The organism is Cupriavidus sp. 05N40 (genome assembly GCF_056397305.1).
Window position 1 is genome coordinate 1 of the sequence record NZ_JBFTND010000063.1, and the last position, 18,284, is coordinate 18,284.

General features: G+C 63.1%; 20 protein-coding genes, 1 tRNA gene and 1 pseudogene. 4 read left to right on the forward strand and 18 right to left on the reverse strand.

Going from position 1 to position 18,284, the window contains the following annotated elements; translation table 11 throughout:
- Positions 1 to 284 precede the first annotated feature (284 nt).
- Positions 285 to 824, forward strand: a complete 540-nt coding sequence (locus AC1DO7_RS16540; protein WP_477116334.1) for an ester cyclase — start codon at positions 285 to 287, stop codon at positions 822 to 824.
- 16 nt (positions 825 to 840) lie between these two features.
- On the opposite strand, the gene AC1DO7_RS16545 is transcribed toward AC1DO7_RS16540, so the two are convergent.
- Positions 841 to 2,163: a PQQ-dependent sugar dehydrogenase gene (locus AC1DO7_RS16545; RefSeq protein ID WP_441618080.1), complete on the reverse strand. Its 1,323-nt coding sequence runs from the start codon at positions 2,161 to 2,163 to the stop codon at positions 841 to 843.
- Between the two features lie 395 nt (positions 2,164 to 2,558).
- Positions 2,559 to 3,323: a ParA family protein gene (locus AC1DO7_RS16550; protein WP_441649734.1), complete on the reverse strand. Its 765-nt coding sequence runs from the start codon at positions 3,321 to 3,323 to the stop codon at positions 2,559 to 2,561.
- Between the two features lie 671 nt (positions 3,324 to 3,994).
- Here AC1DO7_RS16550 and AC1DO7_RS16555 point away from each other — a divergent pair.
- On the forward strand, positions 3,995 to 4,333 hold the full coding sequence (locus AC1DO7_RS16555) for a DUF1484 family protein (RefSeq protein WP_441618076.1): 339 nt from the start codon (positions 3,995 to 3,997) through the stop codon (positions 4,331 to 4,333).
- A gap of 140 nt (positions 4,334 to 4,473) precedes the next feature.
- Here AC1DO7_RS16555 and AC1DO7_RS16560 read toward each other — a convergent pair.
- From AC1DO7_RS16560 to petA, 6 genes are all read right to left on the reverse strand, one after another.
- Positions 4,474 to 4,549 (reverse strand) — tRNA-Thr (locus AC1DO7_RS16560).
- Positions 4,550 to 4,622: 73 nt separating this feature from the next.
- The gene (locus AC1DO7_RS16565; protein WP_441618074.1) at positions 4,623 to 5,120 is read right to left on the reverse strand and encodes a ClpXP protease specificity-enhancing factor; all 498 of its coding nucleotides are present in this window, start codon (positions 5,118 to 5,120) and stop codon (positions 4,623 to 4,625) included.
- Positions 5,121 to 5,189: 69 nt separating this feature from the next.
- Positions 5,190 to 5,801, reverse strand: a complete 612-nt coding sequence (locus AC1DO7_RS16570) for a glutathione S-transferase N-terminal domain-containing protein (RefSeq protein ID WP_441618072.1) — start codon at positions 5,799 to 5,801, stop codon at positions 5,190 to 5,192.
- A gap of 256 nt (positions 5,802 to 6,057) precedes the next feature.
- Positions 6,058 to 6,801: a cytochrome c1 gene (locus AC1DO7_RS16575; protein ID WP_441618070.1), complete on the reverse strand. Its 744-nt coding sequence runs from the start codon at positions 6,799 to 6,801 to the stop codon at positions 6,058 to 6,060.
- A gap of 37 nt (positions 6,802 to 6,838) precedes the next feature.
- Positions 6,839 to 8,242 (reverse strand): cytochrome b, encoded by a 1,404-nt coding sequence (locus tag AC1DO7_RS16580; protein ID WP_441618068.1) that lies wholly within the window; start codon positions 8,240 to 8,242, stop codon positions 6,839 to 6,841.
- Between the two features lie 2 nt (positions 8,243 to 8,244).
- Positions 8,245 to 8,862: a ubiquinol-cytochrome c reductase iron-sulfur subunit gene (gene petA, locus AC1DO7_RS16585; protein ID WP_441618066.1), complete on the reverse strand. Its 618-nt coding sequence runs from the start codon at positions 8,860 to 8,862 to the stop codon at positions 8,245 to 8,247.
- A gap of 211 nt (positions 8,863 to 9,073) precedes the next feature.
- Between petA and mscL the strand changes: the two genes are divergently transcribed.
- The gene (gene mscL / locus AC1DO7_RS16590) at positions 9,074 to 9,508 is read left to right on the forward strand and encodes a large conductance mechanosensitive channel protein MscL (protein WP_441618064.1); all 435 of its coding nucleotides are present in this window, start codon (positions 9,074 to 9,076) and stop codon (positions 9,506 to 9,508) included.
- Between the two features lie 45 nt (positions 9,509 to 9,553).
- On the opposite strand, the pseudogene AC1DO7_RS16595 reads toward mscL, so the two are convergent.
- A pseudogene (locus AC1DO7_RS16595) lies at positions 9,554 to 10,188 on the reverse strand (Nif3-like dinuclear metal center hexameric protein).
- Positions 10,189 to 10,207: 19 nt separating this feature from the next.
- On the opposite strand from AC1DO7_RS16595, the gene AC1DO7_RS16600 reads away from it, so the two are divergent.
- Positions 10,208 to 11,404 (forward strand): Do family serine endopeptidase, encoded by a 1,197-nt coding sequence (locus AC1DO7_RS16600; protein ID WP_441618060.1) that lies wholly within the window; start codon positions 10,208 to 10,210, stop codon positions 11,402 to 11,404.
- A gap of 503 nt (positions 11,405 to 11,907) precedes the next feature.
- On the opposite strand, the gene AC1DO7_RS16605 is transcribed toward AC1DO7_RS16600, so the two are convergent.
- The 9 genes from AC1DO7_RS16605 to hisA all read right to left on the reverse strand — a co-directional run bounded on the left by AC1DO7_RS16605 (position 11,908) and on the right by hisA (position 18,219).
- Entirely contained in the window at positions 11,908 to 12,999 is a 1,092-nt protein-coding gene (locus AC1DO7_RS16605) for a porin (protein WP_441618058.1), read from the reverse strand.
- A gap of 244 nt (positions 13,000 to 13,243) precedes the next feature.
- Positions 13,244 to 14,041: a twin-arginine translocase subunit TatC gene (gene tatC / locus AC1DO7_RS16610; RefSeq protein WP_441618056.1), complete on the reverse strand. Its 798-nt coding sequence runs from the start codon at positions 14,039 to 14,041 to the stop codon at positions 13,244 to 13,246.
- Positions 14,042 to 14,195: 154 nt separating this feature from the next.
- Positions 14,196 to 14,708 (reverse strand): Sec-independent protein translocase protein TatB, encoded by a 513-nt coding sequence (tatB, locus tag AC1DO7_RS16615; RefSeq protein ID WP_441618054.1) that lies wholly within the window; start codon positions 14,706 to 14,708, stop codon positions 14,196 to 14,198.
- Positions 14,709 to 14,826: 118 nt separating this feature from the next.
- Positions 14,827 to 15,060 (reverse strand): Sec-independent protein translocase subunit TatA, encoded by a 234-nt coding sequence (gene tatA / locus AC1DO7_RS16620; RefSeq protein ID WP_441618052.1) that lies wholly within the window; start codon positions 15,058 to 15,060, stop codon positions 14,827 to 14,829.
- A 183-nt stretch (positions 15,061 to 15,243) separates the two neighbouring features.
- A complete protein-coding gene (locus tag AC1DO7_RS16625; RefSeq protein ID WP_441618051.1) occupies positions 15,244 to 15,600 on the reverse strand; it encodes a histidine triad nucleotide-binding protein in 357 nt (118 codons plus the stop codon).
- 220 nt (positions 15,601 to 15,820) lie between these two features.
- Positions 15,821 to 16,198: a phosphoribosyl-ATP diphosphatase gene (locus AC1DO7_RS16630; protein WP_441618049.1), complete on the reverse strand. Its 378-nt coding sequence runs from the start codon at positions 16,196 to 16,198 to the stop codon at positions 15,821 to 15,823.
- Positions 16,195 to 16,602 (reverse strand): phosphoribosyl-AMP cyclohydrolase, encoded by a 408-nt coding sequence (hisI, locus tag AC1DO7_RS16635; RefSeq protein WP_441618047.1) that lies wholly within the window; start codon positions 16,600 to 16,602, stop codon positions 16,195 to 16,197. The genes AC1DO7_RS16630 and hisI overlap by 4 nt, the downstream gene beginning before the upstream one ends.
- Before the next feature lie 23 nt (positions 16,603 to 16,625).
- On the reverse strand, positions 16,626 to 17,396 hold the full coding sequence (hisF, locus tag AC1DO7_RS16640) for an imidazole glycerol phosphate synthase subunit HisF (RefSeq protein ID WP_441618045.1): 771 nt from the start codon (positions 17,394 to 17,396) through the stop codon (positions 16,626 to 16,628).
- A gap of 76 nt (positions 17,397 to 17,472) precedes the next feature.
- Positions 17,473 to 18,219 carry a 1-(5-phosphoribosyl)-5-[(5-phosphoribosylamino)methylideneamino]imidazole-4-carboxamide isomerase gene (gene hisA, locus AC1DO7_RS16645; RefSeq protein WP_441618043.1) on the reverse strand — a complete coding sequence of 249 codons (747 nt, stop codon included), beginning with the start codon at positions 18,217 to 18,219 and terminating at the stop codon, positions 17,473 to 17,475.
- Positions 18,220 to 18,284: the final 65 nt, after the last annotated feature.

The following is an 18,284-nucleotide window of genomic DNA, read 5'->3' on the forward strand; positions in this document are numbered from 1 at the left end:
AGGTCCGCCATCGCGGCCTGCACCGGCGCCATGGCCAGCCCGACAGCGCTGCCGCCACGGCATTCGTCAAGGTACTGCGCAAGGTCGTCGGCGCCGATGGCGGCTATCTCACGCTGACCTGAGACTTTGCGGACGCCGGCCTGGCATGCGCCACAGGCCGACCCAATTAACAAACATGATTTGAAATTGATAGCGATATGACTATGTTTATCAATTTCAGATTGAATTCTATAGTGAGGACAACACCAACCGCGCCATCGCATTCACCGACACGGAGACCTCCGATGAAAACCACCCTCCTCGCCGCCGCGCTGGCCACCGCCGCATTGCTCTCGCTCTCACAGAACRCCACCGCCGCCAAGCAGGCCGATGAACTCGTTCGTCCGCAGCACGTGGCCGAAGCCGCCAGGCAGCCAGCCAACGCCGCCGTGCTGCTGGCCGCGCGCCGCTACGCCACCTTCTGGAACACCGGCGACGAGCGCTACGCCAGGCTCGCGCTCGACCCCGGCTTTACCGACCGCACGCTACCGCCCGGCCGCGAGCAGGGATTGCCGGGGCCGCTGCAGGCGTCGAAGGGATTCCGCACCGCCGTGCCGGACCTGAGCGCGCAGATGGAAGACGTAGTGATCGCCGGCGACCGCGCCGCGGTGCACCTGCGCTTTCGCGGGCATTTCACCGGGCAGTTCGGCAACGCCAAGGGACAAGGCCAGGCAATCGACTTCCAGGCCTTCGACCTGTACCGCGTGGCTGGCGGCAAGATCGTGGAGAACTGGCATCTGGAGGACAACCTCACGCTGCTCAAGCAGATGGGCGTGAACCAGTAGTGGTGACTTCGGGCGGCTACTTCGCCGCCGATACCCGCCACACGACGTTGCCCACATCGTCCGCCACCAGCAACGCGCCGCCCTTGTCGATAGCAACGCCAACGGGCCGTCCTTGCGCATCGCCGTCCTTGGTGAGGAAGCCCGTCAGCACGTCGACCGGCGCGCCGGCCGGCCTGCCGCCGGAGAACGGCACGAAGATCACCTTGTAGCCGCTATGCGGCTTGCGGTTCCACGAACCGTGCTGGCCGACGAACATGCCGTCCCTGAACCGCGCCGGCAGCGTATTGCCGACAGACGAGGCCAGGCCGAGCGATGCCGTGTGCGGGCCGACGGCGTAGTCGGGCGCGATGGCCCTGGCTACCATCTCCGGCCGCGGCGGCTTTACGCGGACGTCTACATGCTGGCCGTAGTAACTGAATGGCCAACCGTAGAACGCGCCGTCCTTCACCGAGGTGATGTAGTCCGGCACCAGGTCGCTGCCGATTTCGTCGCGCTCGTTCACCGAAGTCCATAACGCGCCGCTGACCGGCTCCCACGCCATGCCATTCGGGTTGCGCAGGCCGCTGGCGAAGACGCGGTGCGCGCCGGTCCCGGGATCGACCTCCCAGATGGCGGCGCGCCCCTCCTCCACGTCGATGCCGTTCTCGCCCACATTGCTGTTTGAGCCCACCGTGACATACAGCTTGCTGCCGTCCTTGCCGGCGATGACGTTCTTGGTCCAGTGATGGTTGATCGGGCCAGCCGGAAGGTCCACCACCTTGACGCCGGGCGCGGTGATTTCGGTCTGGCCCTGCTGATAGGGAAAGCGCAGCACCGCGTCGGTATCGGCCACGTAGAAATCGTTGCCGACCAGCACCATGCCGAACGGCGAATTCAGGTCCTTGAGAAAGACCGAGCGCGTATCGGCCACGCCATCGCCATTGGTATCGCGCAGCAGCGTGATGCGGTTGGCGCTGGGCACGCCCGCGCCCGCGCGTTTCATCACCTGCGTCATCACCCAGCCCCTGACGCCCCTCGCGTCATCCGGCTTGGGCGGTGCGTTGGTTTCCGCCACCAGCACATCGCCGTTCGGCAGCACGTAGAGCCAGCGCGGATGATCGAGCTTGTCGGCGAACGCCACCGTGGCCATGCCCTGCGCAGCGACCGGCTTTGCGCCATCCACCCAGCCCCGGGCGGGCGCGATGTTCACGGTGGGCAGCATCGTCTTGTTGGGCGGCGGCAGCTCTGGATTCACGCCCGTGCCGGCCGAAACCGGCAAGGTTGCCGAATCGCCGCAGGCGGCCAGGCAAGCCACCATCAATACGCACAAGGACAAGGCCGGCAAGCGCTGCAAAAGCATGATGGGCTACCCCGCAATGGAAAGACTGAGCGCCCGCGATGCGAAGCCGCAGGCGATAGCGAAACCACGCCGGCCCGTGCGAAAGCCGGGCCGGCGGACGCATCCATATTCACTATAGGGGCAGCGGACTGGCCGTACTGTCAGCCAAACCGCAGGCGCGCGTAGGACAACGACGGCGGCCGCATCATCACCGCGTGCCCCTCACGCGCCACGCCATTCAGTCGCAGGCGTAGCGGAACGCGCCATCCAGGTCCACCGGCAGCACCCGCGTGCGCAGGTGAGCGGCTTTGGAGGAAACGGATTTGAGGGCGGCTTCCGGGCAGCGCTCAAGTGAACTTGCCCCGCCTAAGCTAGCCAGATTGCATGACCAGAAGACAGGCCGCCGGAGCTTGCCCCTATCCGACCAGTTCGCGATGCAATGCCACGTATTCCTGGGCGAGCTTGTGCCGCGGGTCCAGGTAGATCATCGGCCTGGCGTGCTGATGGGATTCGCGGATCTTCACCGACGAGGACAGGCGCGAGCCCAGCACCGGCAAACCTTCGCTCACCAGTTCGTCCACCAGCTGCTGGGGCAGGCTGGCGCGCGGCTGAAACTGATTGATCACGATCCCCTCCACTTCCAGCGCCGCATTATGGTCCTGCTGGATCTCCTTCACGTTGTCCAGCAGCGTGTACAGGGCGCGGCGGGAAAAGTCGTCGCAGTCGAATGGAATCAGGCAGCGCTCGACGGCAATCAGGGCCGAGCGGGTGTAGAAGTTCAGTGCCGGCGGCGTATCGATATAGATTGCATCGTACGTATCCAGCTCGTTCAATGCATCGCGCAGCTTGTAGATCTTGTAGCGCGATTCGAGCTTGCCATGCAGCGCATCGAGATCGGGGTGCGCCGGCATCACGTCGAGATTCTCGAACTGTGTCGAATGCACGAAGGAAGAGAACTCAACCGGCTTGAAGCTGTAGGTCAGGGCGGTCTCGAAGAAATCCGCCACCGTCGGGGTCGCTTCGCCGGCCTGCTTGCCGAGCAGATACTGGCTGGAATTTCCCTGCACATCCAGGTCGATGACCAGGGTGCGCAAGCCTTCGCTGGCACTGATTGCCGCCAGGTTGCACACAATGGTCGACTTCCCAACACCGCCCTTCTGATTGAATACGACGCGCCGCATTTGCCCTCCCCCGTGGAATTCTCCCGACTGAAGGCAAGAGCTTACCGTCAGGCCGCTCGTTGTGCCTGCACTGCAGCATCAAGATTCGACTTGATTGTGGGGCGCGCTTCCGTGGGCGGGCCGGCAGCGTCACTTCGTTGCGGACCAGGACGACTCCAGCAGAATGCCGGAAAGCTTCGGCTGCTTCTGGTGACGACCCATTTTTCACCCGCCCTTCTTTCGTTTGTATTGCCGGCTGGACAGGGCTTTACGGCTGGATTTGATAGATATTACACAAGGTGTTAAATATGGTATCCGTGGTCGTCGGTTGGATTGACATGGATGGTGGGGTCATCAAGAATGACTCATCGCCGAAACAACGGTGATCGGGTTTAGCAGCCTGAAACGTCCAAGGCGGACAGCCGCGCCATGCGGCTATCTTTTCGTCCGCGATGCCCTCGCACGTCCATACCATGGGCGGGCCTGGGTGGGGAGCCTCCGGGCTCGCCGGCATCCTTGGACACCGGTCTGCTAACCCGCCCTGTGCCCGCCCACCCCGTTTAGCAGCGGAAGGCGGGTGAAACCCTGTCCAAGGAGGCTGCAAATGCCTGTTGTTTTCGCTCGTGCTGAGCAAACGCAGATCCAACGCAAATCCTGTTCGCTGCAAGCATTAGTTCGTGAGGAGGGGACTCATGACTGAGCAGGCCGAAACGACGCTAGCACCAATCGGGCATATGCAGCGTGACCTGTTGGCCGAGTTGCACGGCCTTGCACTATGGAAAGAGGATTCTGCAGCAACGCGTATCCACGAGATCGTCAGTCAGTTGATAGCGATCGAGGAGCAAGTACGAGGCAATGTCCTTGAGCAATGCGATCGACTTCTGCAAGTCAGCGCGGCAATACGGTTGATGTTGACGCTCCTGGATCAGGACGATGCGGCATGCGCCGAGCCCTCGGGGTTGCACTGCATGCTCTCGCTGCTAAAGAGTCGACTCGACTCGGCAGTTGATGGCGTGCAGGGGATGTATTGAGGACCAGGTGATGCCTCGGTGATGCCTCAACGGTCAGCCCCTGAAAAAACACCTTGCCCGGCGACCACGCACTTCCTAAGTGAGCGCGAGCCTGCAAAACGAAAACGGCCCCCAATCGCTTGGAGGCCGTTTTCAAATTCTGGTGCCGGCTGCAGGACTCGAACCCGCCACCTGATGATTACAAATCAACTGCTCTACCTGATGAGCTAAGCCGGCATGTTTGGTGCAGACAGCGATTCTACTGCATGCGGCGCGAAATGACGATGCCTTGATGCAGCCTGCGCCGTACTTACTTCACCACCTTCAGCGAAGGCTTCTTGGCGCCGATGCGCGAGACCGGCGGCGGCGTGGGTTCGTCGTCGCCGTTGTGGCCTTCGGTAGTGTCAGCCGTGACCGGGGATTCGCTTTCCACCGTTGACAGCTTGGGTGGCGGGTTGTTCTCGCGTTCCGTGGCGGCCTGGGTGTCGGGCACGCTGCGCTCCACCGGGAAGGCCATGCCCTGGCCGTTCTCGCGGGCGTAGATGGCGAGCACGTTTTCAATGGGTACGTCGATCTTGCGGGAGACGCCGCCGAAGCGCGCGCTGAAGCCGATCCATTCGTTGCCCATGTCCAGGCCGCTGGTGGCGTCGAAGCTGACGTTGAGCACGATTTCGTTGTTCTTGACGAACTCGCGCGGCACGCTGGTGTTGGCGTCGACGAAGACGGCGATGTATGGCGTGAAGCCGTTGTCCGTGCACCACTCGTAGATGGCGCGGATCAGGTAGGGCTTGGTGGAGGTTTCAGGCATTGGGCTTCCAGTGGCGCGGGGCGCGTTCCGGGCGGCCCGAAGCGGTGCGCCTCGGGCCGGGGGGCCGGTTTAGCGGCGCATCACCTTTTCCGASGGGGTGAGCGCTTCGATGTAGGCCGGGCGGCTGAAAATGCGTTCGGCGTACTTCAGCAGCGGCGCGGCGTTCTTCGACAGCTCGATGCCGTAATGATCCAGGCGCCACAGCAGCGGGGCGATGGCGACGTCGAGCATGGAGAACTCTTCGCCGAGCATGTACTTGTTCTTGACGAAGATCGGCGCGAGCTGGGTCAGGCGGTCGCGGATGGAGGCGCGGGCACGCTCGTGGTTCTTCTCGGCGGCCTTGCCCTTTTCGTTTTCGAGGGCGTAGACGTGCGTGAAGAGTTCCTTTTCGAAGTTGAACAGGAACAGGCGGGCGCGGGCGCGCTGCACCGGGTCGGCCGGCATCAGCTGCGGGTGCGGGAAGCGCTCGTCGATGTACTCGTTGATGATGTTCGACTCGTACAGGATGAGGTCGCGCTCGACCAGGATGGGCACCTGACCGTAGGGGTTCATCACCGAAATGTCTTCCGGCTTGTTGAACAGGTCGACGTCACGGATCTCGAAATCCATGCCCTTTTCGAACAGGACGAGGCGGCAACGTTGGGAGAACGGGCAGGTGGTGCCCGAATACAACACCATCATGGTTGGATTCCTTTGAAGCGGGGTCGATTGGCTGGATCGGTATTCTGGCAGAACCGCTATGCAGAAAGCAAATTAGATGATATTAAATCACTTTTGTGCGTGATTTTGGCGGGTAAATGCGCTTTGTATGGCACTTTTGCCATTATCGGCAAGCGATCCATTCAAGCGAAAAGGGCTGGGGCGAACGTCGGTTTCGCGACGCCCGCGCCAGCCCCCTGCCCCTTCGGGGCTTGCGCCCCTCGGGCTTTACTGCCGATTACTTGATGTCCTTCCAGTACGAGGCGTTCAGGCGCCAGGCAAAGACGGTGAACACGCCGAGGAACATCAGCACCCACACGCCGAGGCGCTTGCGCTGGTTCTGGGCGGGCTCGGCCATCCAGTCGAGGAAGCCGACGAGATCGGTCACGGCCTGGTCGTACTCGATCGTGCTCAGCTTGCCCGGGGTGACCTGCTCGAAGCCGGCGAACTTGTGGACCTTCTCGCCGTGCTCTTCGACTTCGGCGAACTTGGCGGCGCGCTGGCCCTGCAGCTCCCACAGTACGTGCGGCATGCCGACGCTCGGGAACACCAGGTTGTTCCAGCCCGTGGCGCGGTTGTCGTCGCGGTAGAAGGTGCGCAGGTAGGTGTAGAGCCAGTCGTCGCCGCGGGCGCGGGCGATCACCGACAGGTCCGGCGGGGCCGCGCCGAAGAAGGTCTTGGCTTCCTTCGGCTGCATGGCGATGGTCATCATGTCGCCGACCTTGTCACCACTGAACAGCAGGTTCTGGCGGATCTGGTCGTCGGTCAGGCCGATGTCCTTGAGGCGGTTGTAACGCATCATGGACGCGCCGTGGCAGTTCAGGCAGTAGTTCACGAACAGCTTGGCGCCGCGCTGCAGCGAGGAGAGATCGCTGGTCTGCACGGGTGCCGGCTCGAGGGGGTAGCCCCCTTCGCTGGCCATGGCGGGCGCGGCGGCAAAGCAGGCGCCGGCCAGCGCGAGAATCGAAAGCAGCTTTTTCATCGTGTGTCCTTGTGCTTTTGTCGGGGTTCGTCCGGTCTCAGTGCGGGTGGAACGTCACGCGTTCCGGCACGGGCTTGAACTGGCCGACGCGGCTCCACAGCGGCATGGTCAGGAAGAAGGCGAAGTACAGCAGGGTGCCAAGCTGCGACACCTTTTCACCCACCGGCGACGGGGGCATGACACCCAGGTAGCCGAGCACGATGAACACCACCACGAACACGCTCAGGATGGTCTTGTGGAAAGCCGGGCGATAGCGGATCGACTTCACCGGCGAGTGGTCCAGCCACGGCAGGAAGAACAGGATCACCACCGAGCCGCCCATCACCAGCACGCCCCAGAACTTGGCGTCGATGAAGTAGAAGCCCACGGCCAGGATCACGGCGATGGCGAGCGCGCCAACCTTGATGCGGGCATCCTTGCTGCGCAGGAACACCATGCCCAGCAGCACCGCGAAGAACACCCACAGGATCGGCAGGAAGTTCGAGGTGGTGGCACGCAGCATCGAATAGAACGGCGTGAAGTACCAGACCGGCGCGATATGCGGCGGGGTCTTGAGCGGATCGGCCGGGAAGAAGTTGTTCGACTCCAGGAAGTAGCCGCCGACCTCCGGGAAGAAGAAGATCACCGCGGAGAAGATCATCAGGAAGCCGCCCACGCCCAGCAGGTCATGCACCGAGTAGTACGGGTGGAACGGGATGCCGTCCAGCGGGATGCCGTTCTCGTCCTTCTTGGCCTTGATCTCGACGCCGTCCGGGTTGTTCGAGCCCACTTCGTGCAACGCGATGATGTGCGCGACCACCAGGCCCAGCAGCACCAGCGGCACGGCGATGACGTGGAAGGAGAAGAAGCGGTTCAGGGTGGCGTCGCTGACGACGTAGTCGCCACGGATGAACAGCGACAGGTCCTGGCCGATCACGGGAATCGCCGAGAACAGGTTCACGATCACCTGGGCGCCCCAGTACGACATCTGGCCCCACGGCAGCAGGTAGCCCATGAAGGCTTCGGCCATCAGGCACAGGAAGATCAGGCAGCCGAAGATCCAGACCAGTTCGCGCGGCTTGCGGTAGGAGCCGTAGAGCAGGCCGCGGAACATGTGCAGGTACACGACCACGAAGAAGGCCGAGGCGCCGGTGGAGTGCATGTAGCGCACCAGCCAGCCCCAGGGCACTTCACGCATGATGTATTCCACGCTGGCGTAGGCCACGGGAATGCCGGCGGCGTTGAGCGTGCCGTCGGGCTTGTAGTTCATCACCAGGAAGATGCCGGTGACGATCTGGATGACCAGGACAAGCAGCGCCAGCGAGCCGAAGAAGTACCAGAAGTTGAAGTTCTTCGGTGCGTAGTACTTGGAGAGATGGTCTTCCCAGAGCTGCGTAGCGGGGAAGCGTGCGTCGATCCAGCCCAGCAGGCCAGTCGTCTTGACTTGTTTTTCGGCCGCCATGGTCAAGCGTCTCCTTTTTCATCCTTGCCGATCACGATCTTCGTGTCGGACAGGAACTGGTAGGGGGGTACGTCAAGGTTTTGCGGGGCCGGCTTGTTCTTGAACACGCGGCCAGCCAGGTCGAAGGTCGAACCGTGGCAGGGGCATAGGAATCCGGGGTCGGAACCGAGCTGGGGATTGGAGCCGGCGCCGAAGGGGCCGGAGGGCGAGCAGCCCAGGTGGGAGCAGATGCCCACCACGACCAGGAGGTCCTTGTGGTCGGCGCGCGAGCGGGTTTCGTTCTTGCAGTACTCGGGCGTCTTCATGGTGAAGGGCACGTCCGAGTTGGGGTCGGCGACTTCGGCATCGGTCTTCTTGAGCGACGCGAGCATTTCCTCGGTGCGCTTCAGAATCCAGACWGGCTTGCCACGCCATTCCACGGTCATCATYTCGCCSGGCTTCAAGGCGCTGATATCAGCCTCGACTGGTGCTCCGGCTGCCTTGGCTTTCTCTGACGGCGCGAACGTGCTGACGAACGGCACTGCGACCGCCACGCCTCCGATGCCGCCAGCGACTGACGTCGCAATCAACCAATTGCGGCGACCCTTATCCACGTTCTTCACGTTTTGCTGGTCACTCATTCCAAACCCCAGGGGATGTCAAATTAGATTTTGCGTCAACCGTAAATTGTACCTTAGGCACATGAGGCATTGAAAGGCGCAGAGTTACTCACGTTCGCGCGATAATCGGACAGAAATCAGCTATGTGGCCTGCAGGCTTGCGTTACGGGCAGTGATGCGGCAGGCTTTTGTCCTGACGACCGTTCAAACCAAGCAACAGAGGGAGAAAAGCATGGGGATGATCTCGGAGTTCAAGACCTTCGCAATGCGCGGCAATGTGATCGACCTGGCCGTGGGCGTGATTATCGGCGCGGCGTTCGGCAAGATTGTCGATTCGGTGGTGAACGACCTGATCATGCCGGTGGTCGGCCGCATCATCGGCAAGCTCGACTTCTCCAATATGTTCGTCGCGCTATCGGATCCGCCCGCGGGCGTGCCGCACACGCTCGATGCCCTGAAAAAGGCCGGCGTGCCGGTCTTTGCCTACGGCAACTTCCTGACCATCCTGGTCAATTTCCTGATCCTGGCCTTCATCATCTTCATGATGGTGCGCGCCATCAACAAGCTGCGCGCCGAAGAGCCGAAGGTGGAAGCGCCTGCGGCCACGCCGGAAGACGTGGTGCTGCTGCGCGAGATCCGCGACAGCCTGAAGGCGCGCCAGGCCTGAGCGCGCAAGGCCCGGGTGGCGGGCGCATGCCGCGCCCCGCCGCTGTCAGACCGGGTTCGGAATATCGATGAAGGTATGGCGCAGGCCGAACTGCTGCGCCAGGTGCTCGCCGAGCGAGCGGATGCCGTAGCGTTCGGTGGCATGATGCCCGGCCGCCAGGTAGGCCACGCCGCTCTCGCGCGCGAGATGGGTGGTCTGCTCGGAGATCTCGCCGCTCAGGTAGGCATCCACGCCGGCTGCCACGGCACCGTCGAAATAGCCCTGGGCACCGCCGGTGCACCAGCCCACCGTGCGAATCATTTGCTCGGGATCGCCGATGGCGAGCGGTTCACGCTCGAGCACGCCGCCCACGTGGGCGGCCAGCGCGGCGAGCGGCATGGGTTGCGGCAGGGTGCCGGTCCAGCCGAGCTGGTCGTCGCCAAATGGCGTTTCAGGCGGGCGTGTTTTTGGCCGATTACGCGGGCGTCTTCGTTTTTCCAGAAATAACCGTGATGAACCAAAATGGCATCGGCACCCGCCTCGATGGCGGCTTCGACCAATGCCAGGCTCGCGGTCACGCCGGTGACGATATTTTCCACTTCAAGGCGGCCTTGCACTTGCCATCCGTTCGGGCAATAGTCTTTGTATCGAGGGACCTGAAGCAGGTCGTTCAAGTACAATTCAAGATCTTTTGTTTTCATTTTCTGCCCAAACTCCAATATGTTGCGCCGATTCTGGCTGTTCTTTGCTCAGGCTGTCACCGTCGTGCTGGCCGTGTGGTTCGTCGTGGCCACGCTAAAACCGGAATGGCTGCAACGCGGCCGGGTGGCCGTGCAATCCGGGTCGCCGATCGTCGCGCTGAAGGAGGTGGTGCCCAACATTGCGGGTTCCTCGGCGCAGGGCTCCTATAGCGACGCGGCGCAGCAGGCGATGCCGGCGGTGGTGAACATCTTCACCAGCAAGAATGGCAGCAAGCGCACACCCAACAACCCGCAGGCGGAAGATCCATGGTTCCGGTTCTTCTTCGGCGACCGCCTCCCGGAACGGCAGGAACCGGTATCCAGCCTCGGCTCGGGCGTGATCGTCAGCGCGGAAGGCTACATTCTAACCAACCACCATGTGGTGGACGGCGCCGATGAGATCGAGGTGGCCCTCACCGACGGCCGCAAGGCGAATGCCAAGGTGGTTGGCTCGGATCCGGAAACCGACCTGGCCGTCCTGAAGATCACGCTGAAGGACCTGCCCGCGATCACGCTGGGCCGGATCGAGAACGTCAAGGTTGGCGACGTGGTGCTGGCCATCGGCAACCCGTTCGGCGTCGGCCAGACCGTGACCATGGGCATCGTGTCGGCGCTGGGCCGCAGCCACCTGGGCATCAACACCTTCGAGAACTTCATCCAGACCGATGCTGCCATCAACCCGGGCAATTCGGGCGGTGCGCTGGTCGATGCGCAAGGCAACCTGCTGGGCGTCAATACCGCCATCTATTCGCGCTCGGGCGGCTCGCTGGGCATCGGCTTCGCCATTCCGGTGTCGACCGCGAAGCAGGTGATGGAATCGATCATCTCCACCGGCACGGTGACGCGGGGCTGGATCGGCGTGGAACCGCAGGACATGACGCCGGAGATCGCCGAGTCGTTCGGGCTCGAAGCCAAGGAAGGGGCCCTGATCGCCGCCGTGGTCCAGGGTGGCCCGGCCGACAAGGCCGGCGTGAAGCCGGGCGATGTGCTGGTCTCCGTCGATGGCCAGACCATCACCGACACTACCGCTCTGCTCAATGCCATCGCCCAGCTCAAGCCGGGCGCGGAAATCAAGATGAAGGTGGTGCGCCGTGGCAAGCCGATCGAGCTGGCAGTCATGATCGGCAAGCGCCCCCCGCCGCCGCGCCGCGCGATGCCGCTCGATGAGGAGGAATAAGCCGCCGCGCAGCCGCGCCCGCCCGGCCTGAGCCTTGCCTGACCCCGCCTTTCGTGGCGGGGTTTTTTGTTTCCGGGGTGGCAGTGCTGGCTGCGCTTGCCGATGCCGGCTTCGGCGCATTGAAGCCGCGAAAGCGTACCCGGTGCTGCGCTCACGGCAGTCCCGGCGGCTACGTGAACGAAATCGCGCAAAAGCTGTGCATCGAAGCCGGGAGCGACGCGCGGGCCCGGGAAGCAGCCGGCTGCGCAAGAGCGATTGAGCGCCACGGCCGGCCCCTCCCGCCTGGCCGGCATGCCATCCAGGCCGCCACGCTGTCCGCCGGCGCTGGCCCATGGGTAGTCAGCTTGCACGATACGGGAATGCGCCCTGCCCCGTCGCGAAGCCGGACAAAGGCGACAGCAGACAGCCGTGCCCCGGGCGCCAAAAACAAAACGCCGGCATCCTTGCGGATGCCGGCGTTTTGAGTTCAAGCCAATCTAGAGCGAGCTTACGCCCGCGCTAAATTAGAACTTGTGGCGAACACCAACGATGCCGCCGAACTGGTTGCCACCAGTTTGGACGGTCGGACCAGACGTAATTTGGTCGTTGAAGCCATTCACGCTCAGAGCCGAATTGCCACCCTTGTTGAGGATGTACGTAGCCGAGGCGTACAAGTCGGTACGCTTCGACAGCGCGTAGTCGGCGGTCGTCACGAACTGCCACGGGTTAGCCTTGGCGTTACGCAGGTTCTGGTAGTAAGCGGAGCCCGACAGCGAGAAAGCCGGGGTCAGCTGATAGCCCAGACCAACCCAACCCAGGTTCGAGGCGGTGTTCAGCACGCCGGAAGCACCCGGCAGGGCCACGTTGTTGTAAGCGTGAGCGTAGCGGTAGCCAGCGTAGACCTTGGCCGGACCGAATGCGTAGGTGCCAGCGATGGTCGCGCGACGGATCAGCTGATTGCCGTTGTTGAGAGTTGCCGTCGAGACGTTCGATTGGTCATAAGCAGCACCAACCGAGAACGGGCCTGCAGCGTAGCTCGCCAGGAAGCCGTACTCGCGGCCGTTGGTGAAGTTACCCGCAACCTCTTGGTTGTTGTTGTTGAAGCTGTAGAAGGCCGAAGTGGTCAGGCCACCGAAAGTGCCGGTGTACTTGACGGTATTGTCGGCGCGGGCAGCGAATTCCGGAGCCGTCGCGGTAATGCTGTAACGGGTCGAAATGGCCATCGGATCATAGATCAGGCCGAAATCATAGAACGTGGTCTGCTGGCGGCCCAGGGTCAACGTGCCGTACTGGCTCTGCAGGCCGACGTAGGCGTTACGGCCGAACAGACGATTGCCTTGAGCCGAAGTACCGTTGTCAACGTTGAAGCCGCTTTCCAGGACGAAAATGCCCTTCAGGCCGCCGCCCAGGTCTTCCACGCCACGCAGGCCCCAACGCGAACCGGACTGGTTGCCCGACTGCAAGGCAAACAGGTTGTGGTTGCCGTTGGTAGTTGCGTTCTTGTTGGTGTATTCAATACCAGCGTCAACAACGCCGTACAGGGTCACGCTCGATTGGGCATACGCACCACCAGCGGCCAGGGCAGCGACAGCGGCTGCAAACAGTTTCATCTTCATATCGACACTTTCCTTGTCAACTGATTGGGAAATCTTGGCTTGCCCAAGTGCTTGGGCGACGCATTTACCTCACGTCTGCTGCGTATTATGGGTCAGCCCCCCCGGCCGCCAGAAGGCTTTTTCGTCGTAAACCGTGGATTGCGGGGGATTTTGTTGTGATGTCGCAACAGCCTGGAAGCGCATTTTCACCGTTTTGGTGCAAAAGTTGCGCCCCCAAGCTTTGCTTCCGAAGCGGTACGCGTTCTCAGTCCGCCTGCGCTTCGCTGGCTGCCGGGTCTGCCGCGACGGGTCGCGAGGTGAAGCGGGCCATGATCAGTCCCAGCTCGTAAAGTGCTACCAGCGGCACGGCCAGCAGCAGTTGGGACAGCACATCGGGCGGTGTCACCACGGCGGCGATCACGAAGGCGCCGACGATCACATAGGGGCGGATCTGCTTGAGCTTTTCCAGCTCGACCACGCCAAAGCGCACCAGCACGATCACCACCACGGGCACCTCGAAGGTAATGCCGAACGCCAGGAACATGGTCATGGCGAAGCTGAGGTATTTATCGATGTCCGTCGACATCTCGGCCCCCAGCGGGGCGTTGTAGTGCGCCATGAAATGGAACACCGTGGGGAACACCAGGAAGTAGGCGAAGGCCACGCCGCAGATAAACAACAAGTAGCTGCTGCTGACCAGCGGGACAATCAGCCGCTTCTCATGCTGGTACAGGCCGGGCGCGACAAACTGCCAGATCTGGTACAGCACCCATGGCAACGCGACCAGGAAGGCCACCAGCAGCGTGACCTTCATCGGCACGAAGAACGAGCCGGTCACGTCGGTGACGATCATCCTGCCGCCCTTGGGCAGCGACTCCATGAGAGGCCGGGCGAACAGGTTGAAGATATTCGGTGCCCAGTAGACCAGGCAGACGAAGACCAGGATCACGCCGGAGGCAGCCTTGACGATGCGCGAGCGCAGCTCCACCAGGTGAGAGATGAAGGTTTCCTGCTGGCCTTCGTCCTGCGGGTCTTGGGGATCTTGGGAACGGGAGTCGCTCATGGCGTGGACCGCTCAGCCCGGCGGGCTGGCATCGAAAAATCGGTGACAAAATCGGCGATGTTACGCCGGCGCGGAGCGCATGTCGGAGCGCAAGTCCGAACGCACGACAGCGACAGCCGGCCGGGTACCGGCGTGTTGGCAGACCCGGTCATGCTCAATCGAAGAAAGAGCGTGCGGGACCGGTGGCGGGACGGTGGCGCTTGACGCGCGCGGCGCCGGATTGCGCCCATACGCGGACATTGTGCTGGCGCTTGAACCACAGCGGCCGCGCGCCTTGCTTGACGCGCCAGCTCTTGCGGCCGTTATGGAGCTTGTGCGCCGTATCCCAGGAAGGCACATAGCCGCTGTCCACGGCCGCCCCGCCCGGCGCGGTGCCGGCATCGGTGCCGGACAGCGCATCGTTGAAGGACTGGGTGTGCTCGTGCACTTCCTTGTGGATGGTGCGCTCGACATCGCGCGCGGCATCCTCGAACTCCGTGCGCATCTTGCGCAGTTCGTCGAGTTCGACCTCGCGGCTGACTTCCGCCTTGACGTCGTTGATATAGCGCTGCGCGCGGCCGACCAGGGCGCCGACCGTGCGCGCCACTTTCGGCAGCCGCTCGGGACCGATCACCACCAGCGCCACCGCGCCGATCAGTGCAAGCTTGGAAATGCCGAGATCGATCATGCGAGCGTCGAAAGGGAGGTGCCGCCGCCAAGTCCCGTGGCGCGCGGGACCTCACGCAGGCTTGGCACTGCTGGCGGGTGGGATGACATCGGATGAGCCGGCAAGGATCGCATCGCGCTTACTGCTGGCGCGACTTTTCCTTGGCTTCCACGTCGATGGTGGTGCTGTCGCGCAGTTCCTTGGCCGGCGCGGCTGCCGCGGCGTCTTCGCCATTGGGGTCCTTCATGCCGTCCTTGAAGCCCTTCACGGCGCCGCCCAGGTCCTGGCCGATATTGCGCAGTTTCTTGGTACCAAAAACCAGCATGACGATCACCAGCACGATGAGCCAGTGCCAAATGCTAAACGAACCCATTTTCTGCTCCTGATGAAGCCGGGGGCGGCGCCTTGCCACCCCGGCTCGTTGTTCCGTCACTGAAGGCCATGCCGGGCGACGGTTGCCGGCATGGCGTCTGACCGTGGACGTCCGGCCCGCGGTCCTGCATGGTTTGGCTGCAAGCCTGGCGCGACGCCGGTCCTCAGGACCTGGGCGTCGGGATCAGGGCAGCGGCACCTTCCACTGGTTGCGCGGGCCGCCAAGTACGTGCAGGTGGAGGTGATAGACCTCCTGCCCGCCATCCGGGCCGGTATTGATCACCGTCCGGAAACCGTTCCCGCAGCCTGCAGCACGCGCCAACTCCGGCACCTTCAACATCATTCTAGCAAGCACAGCGCTCTCGCCGGTTCCGCAATCGGCCAGCGAATCGACATGCGCCTTGGGGATAACGAGGAAGTGTACCGGGGCTTTCGGGTGGATATCGTGGAAAGCCAGCATTTCGTCGTCTTCGTAGACCTTGTTCGACGGAAGCTCGCCGGCCACGATCCGGCAGAAGATGCAATTTTGCTTTGAATTCATGAAAATTTCATTGCGTGCCGCAAATCGAGCCGCGCAGTGCGCCACGAGGCGCCCCCGCCGCGGCCTGCCAGGAACCGATCGGCGAAGCCGCCGGCCACCCATAATATAGCGCACAGTGCACACAGCTTATGCGTGAGCTTGCGCAGGCTGGCGAGCCGGTCGGCATCCGATGCGTGCGCCGCACCGCTCCCGCCGCGTTCCTGCCGCGATATCCTCAGGTTCAGGCGCCGGGCTCGCGGCGCGCCTTTTCCTCGAGCCCGGACAGCCCTTCGCGGCGCGCCAGCTCATTGACCACGTCAGCCGGTTCCAGCCCGAAGCGCGCCAGCAGGACCATGCTGTGGAACCACAGGTCGGCCACTTCGTAGACCACCTTGCCGACGGCTTCCTCGCCCAGCCCGGCGGCGCGCGCGTCCTTGGCCGCCATCACGGTCTCGGTGGCTTCCTCCCCGATCTTCTTCAGGATGGCGTCGTCGCCCTTGTGGAAGAGGCGCGCCACATAGGATTTGTCGGGATCGCCGCCATTCTCGGGCTTGCGCGATTCCAGCACCGCAGCCAGGCGCGCCAGCACGTCGGTGCTGCTTGCTTGCGTGTCGCTCATGGCTTGGCCGCGTAGATGGTGGACGGATCTTTGAGCACCGGTTCCACGGTCTGCCAGTCGCCGTTGTCGGTATCGCCCTCGAACTTCTGGAAGAAGCATGAGTGCCGCCCGGTGTGGCAGGCGATGCCGTCGTTCTGCGTGACCTTGAGCAGCACCACGTCTTCGTCGCAGTCCAGGCGGATCTCGTGGACCTTCTGCACGTGGCCGGACTCTTCGCCCTTGTGCCACAGTCGCTTGCGCGAACGCGACCAGAACACCGCCTCGCCAATCTCCACGGTGCGCTGCAGCGCCTCGCGGTTCATGAACGCAAACATGAGTACATCGTTCGAGCCGATTTCCTGGACGATCACCGGCACCAGGCCGTTATCGTCCCACTTAACCTTGTTGAGCCACTTCTTTGCCATGTCGGTTCGCCGTGTTCCAGATTTCAGATCCGCACCGGAATGCCCTCGCGGGCCATGAATGCCTTTGCCTCGCCAACGGTGTGCTCGCCGTAGTGGAAGATGCTGGCGGCCAGTACCGCGTCGGCACGGCCCAGCTTGATGCCGTCGGCCAGGTCCTGCAGCCCGCCCACGCCGCCGGAGGCGATCACCGGGATCGATACGGCGTCGCTGACCGCGCGCGTGAGTTCCAGGTCGAAGCCGCTCTTGGTGCCGTCCCGGTCCATGCTGGTGAGCAGCAGTTCGCCCGCGCCGCGCGCGGCCATCTCGCGCGCCCATGCCACGGCGTCCAGTCCGGTGGCCTTGCGCCCGCCATGGGTGAAGACTTCCCAGCGCGCCGGCTCGCCTGGCGCCGAGCTGCGCTTGGCGTCGATCGCCACCACGATGCACTGCGAGCCGTAGCGCGCGGTGGCATCCGACACCAGCTGCGGGTTGGCGATGGCCGAGGAGTTGACGCTGATCTTGTCCGCGCCGGCATTGAGCAGGCGCCGCACGTCTTCCACGGCGCGCACGCCGCCGCCCACCGTCAGCGGGATAAAGACCTGGGAAGCAACCGCCTCGATGATGTGCAGGATCAGGTCGCGGCCGTCGCTGGTCGCGGTGATATCGAGAAATGTGATTTCATCGGCGCCTTGCTCGTCATAGCGGCGGGCGATCTCGACCGGGTCGCCCGCGTCGCGCAATTCGACGAAGTTGACACCCTTGACCACCCGCCCGTTGGTCACGTCGAGGCAGGGGATGATACGTTTGGCTAGCATGTGATTCCTTGCCCGCCACGGCGCCTGCACGTGCGGGCGCCGGTGGCTGCAATTGTCGCGCGGGAGGCGCGTTGTCTTACTGCTCGGCGCCGAGCTTGTCGGCAAGTGCCTGGGCTTCGGCGAAATTGAGATCGCCCGAATAGATCGCACGGCCGCAGATCACGCCTTCCACGCCATCCTTCTGGACACGGCACAGGCGTTCGATATCGGCAAGGTCGGACAGCCCGCCGCTGGCGATCACCGGAATCGTCGCCGACTGCGCCAGCTTGACAGTGGCATCGATGTTGATGCCCTGCAGCATGCCGTCGCGGCCGATATCGGTGTAGATGATGGCTTCCACGCCGTAGTCCTCGTACTTGCGCGCGAGGTCGGCGACTTCGTGGCCCGTCAGCTTGCTCCAGCCATCGGTGGCGACCTTGCCCTCGCGGGCGTCCAGGCCCACGATGATATGGCCGCCGAACGCCGTGCAGGCATCCTTGAGGAAGCCGGGATTCTTGACCGCGGCCGTGCCGATGATGACGTAGGACAAGCCGCCGTCGAGCCAGCGCTCGATGGTGTTCAGGTCGCGGATGCCGCCCCCCAGCTGGATCGGGATCTCATCGCCCACCTCGGCGATGATGGCCTTGATGGCAGCTTCATTGCGGGGCTTGCCCACGAACGCCCCATTGAGGTCGACCAGGTGAAGGCGCCGTGCGCCCTGATTCACCCAGTGACGTGCCATGGCGGCGGGATCTTCGGAAAAGACGGTGGCCTGGTCCATGTCGCCTTGTTTGAGGCGTACACATTGACCGTCCTTCAGGTCGATGGCCGGAATGAGCAACATAAGCGTGAAGAGCGTTTGATTGAAAGAGAAGAAAGATGAGCCTAGGCCAGCATGGCCGTTCGGCC

Bases quoted from the DNA above. Each gene is read 5' to 3' on its own strand.
- AC1DO7_RS16545 (WP_441618080.1), bottom strand. From the start codon at position 2,163: ATGCTTTTGCAGCGCTTGCCGGCCTTGTCCTTGTGCGTATTGATGGTG.
- AC1DO7_RS16550 (WP_441649734.1), bottom strand. From the start codon at position 3,323: ATGCGGCGCGTCGTATTCAATCAGAAGGGCGGTGTTGGGAAGTCGACC.
- AC1DO7_RS16555 (WP_441618076.1), top strand. From the start codon at position 3,995: ATGACTGAGCAGGCCGAAACGACGCTAGCACCAATCGGGCATATGCAG.
- AC1DO7_RS16565 (WP_441618074.1), bottom strand. From the start codon at position 5,120: ATGCCTGAAACCTCCACCAAGCCCTACCTGATCCGCGCCATCTACGAG.
- AC1DO7_RS16575 (WP_441618070.1), bottom strand. From the start codon at position 6,801: ATGAAAAAGCTGCTTTCGATTCTCGCGCTGGCCGGCGCCTGCTTTGCC.
- AC1DO7_RS16580 (WP_441618068.1), bottom strand. From the start codon at position 8,242: ATGGCGGCCGAAAAACAAGTCAAGACGACTGGCCTGCTGGGCTGGATC.
- mscL (WP_441618064.1), top strand. From the start codon at position 9,074: ATGGGGATGATCTCGGAGTTCAAGACCTTCGCAATGCGCGGCAATGTG.
- AC1DO7_RS16600 (WP_441618060.1), top strand. From the start codon at position 10,208: ATGTTGCGCCGATTCTGGCTGTTCTTTGCTCAGGCTGTCACCGTCGTG.
- AC1DO7_RS16605 (WP_441618058.1), bottom strand. From the start codon at position 12,999: ATGAAGATGAAACTGTTTGCAGCCGCTGTCGCTGCCCTGGCCGCTGGT.
- tatC (WP_441618056.1), bottom strand. From the start codon at position 14,041: ATGAGCGACTCCCGTTCCCAAGATCCCCAAGACCCGCAGGACGAAGGC.
- tatB (WP_441618054.1), bottom strand. From the start codon at position 14,708: ATGATCGATCTCGGCATTTCCAAGCTTGCACTGATCGGCGCGGTGGCG.
- tatA (WP_441618052.1), bottom strand. From the start codon at position 15,060: ATGGGTTCGTTTAGCATTTGGCACTGGCTCATCGTGCTGGTGATCGTC.
- AC1DO7_RS16625 (WP_441618051.1), bottom strand. From the start codon at position 15,600: ATGAATTCAAAGCAAAATTGCATCTTCTGCCGGATCGTGGCCGGCGAG.
- AC1DO7_RS16630 (WP_441618049.1), bottom strand. From the start codon at position 16,198: ATGAGCGACACGCAAGCAAGCAGCACCGACGTGCTGGCGCGCCTGGCT.
- hisI (WP_441618047.1), bottom strand. From the start codon at position 16,602: ATGGCAAAGAAGTGGCTCAACAAGGTTAAGTGGGACGATAACGGCCTG.
- hisF (WP_441618045.1), bottom strand. From the start codon at position 17,396: ATGCTAGCCAAACGTATCATCCCCTGCCTCGACGTGACCAACGGGCGG.
- hisA (WP_441618043.1), bottom strand. From the start codon at position 18,219: ATGTTGCTCATTCCGGCCATCGACCTGAAGGACGGTCAATGTGTACGC.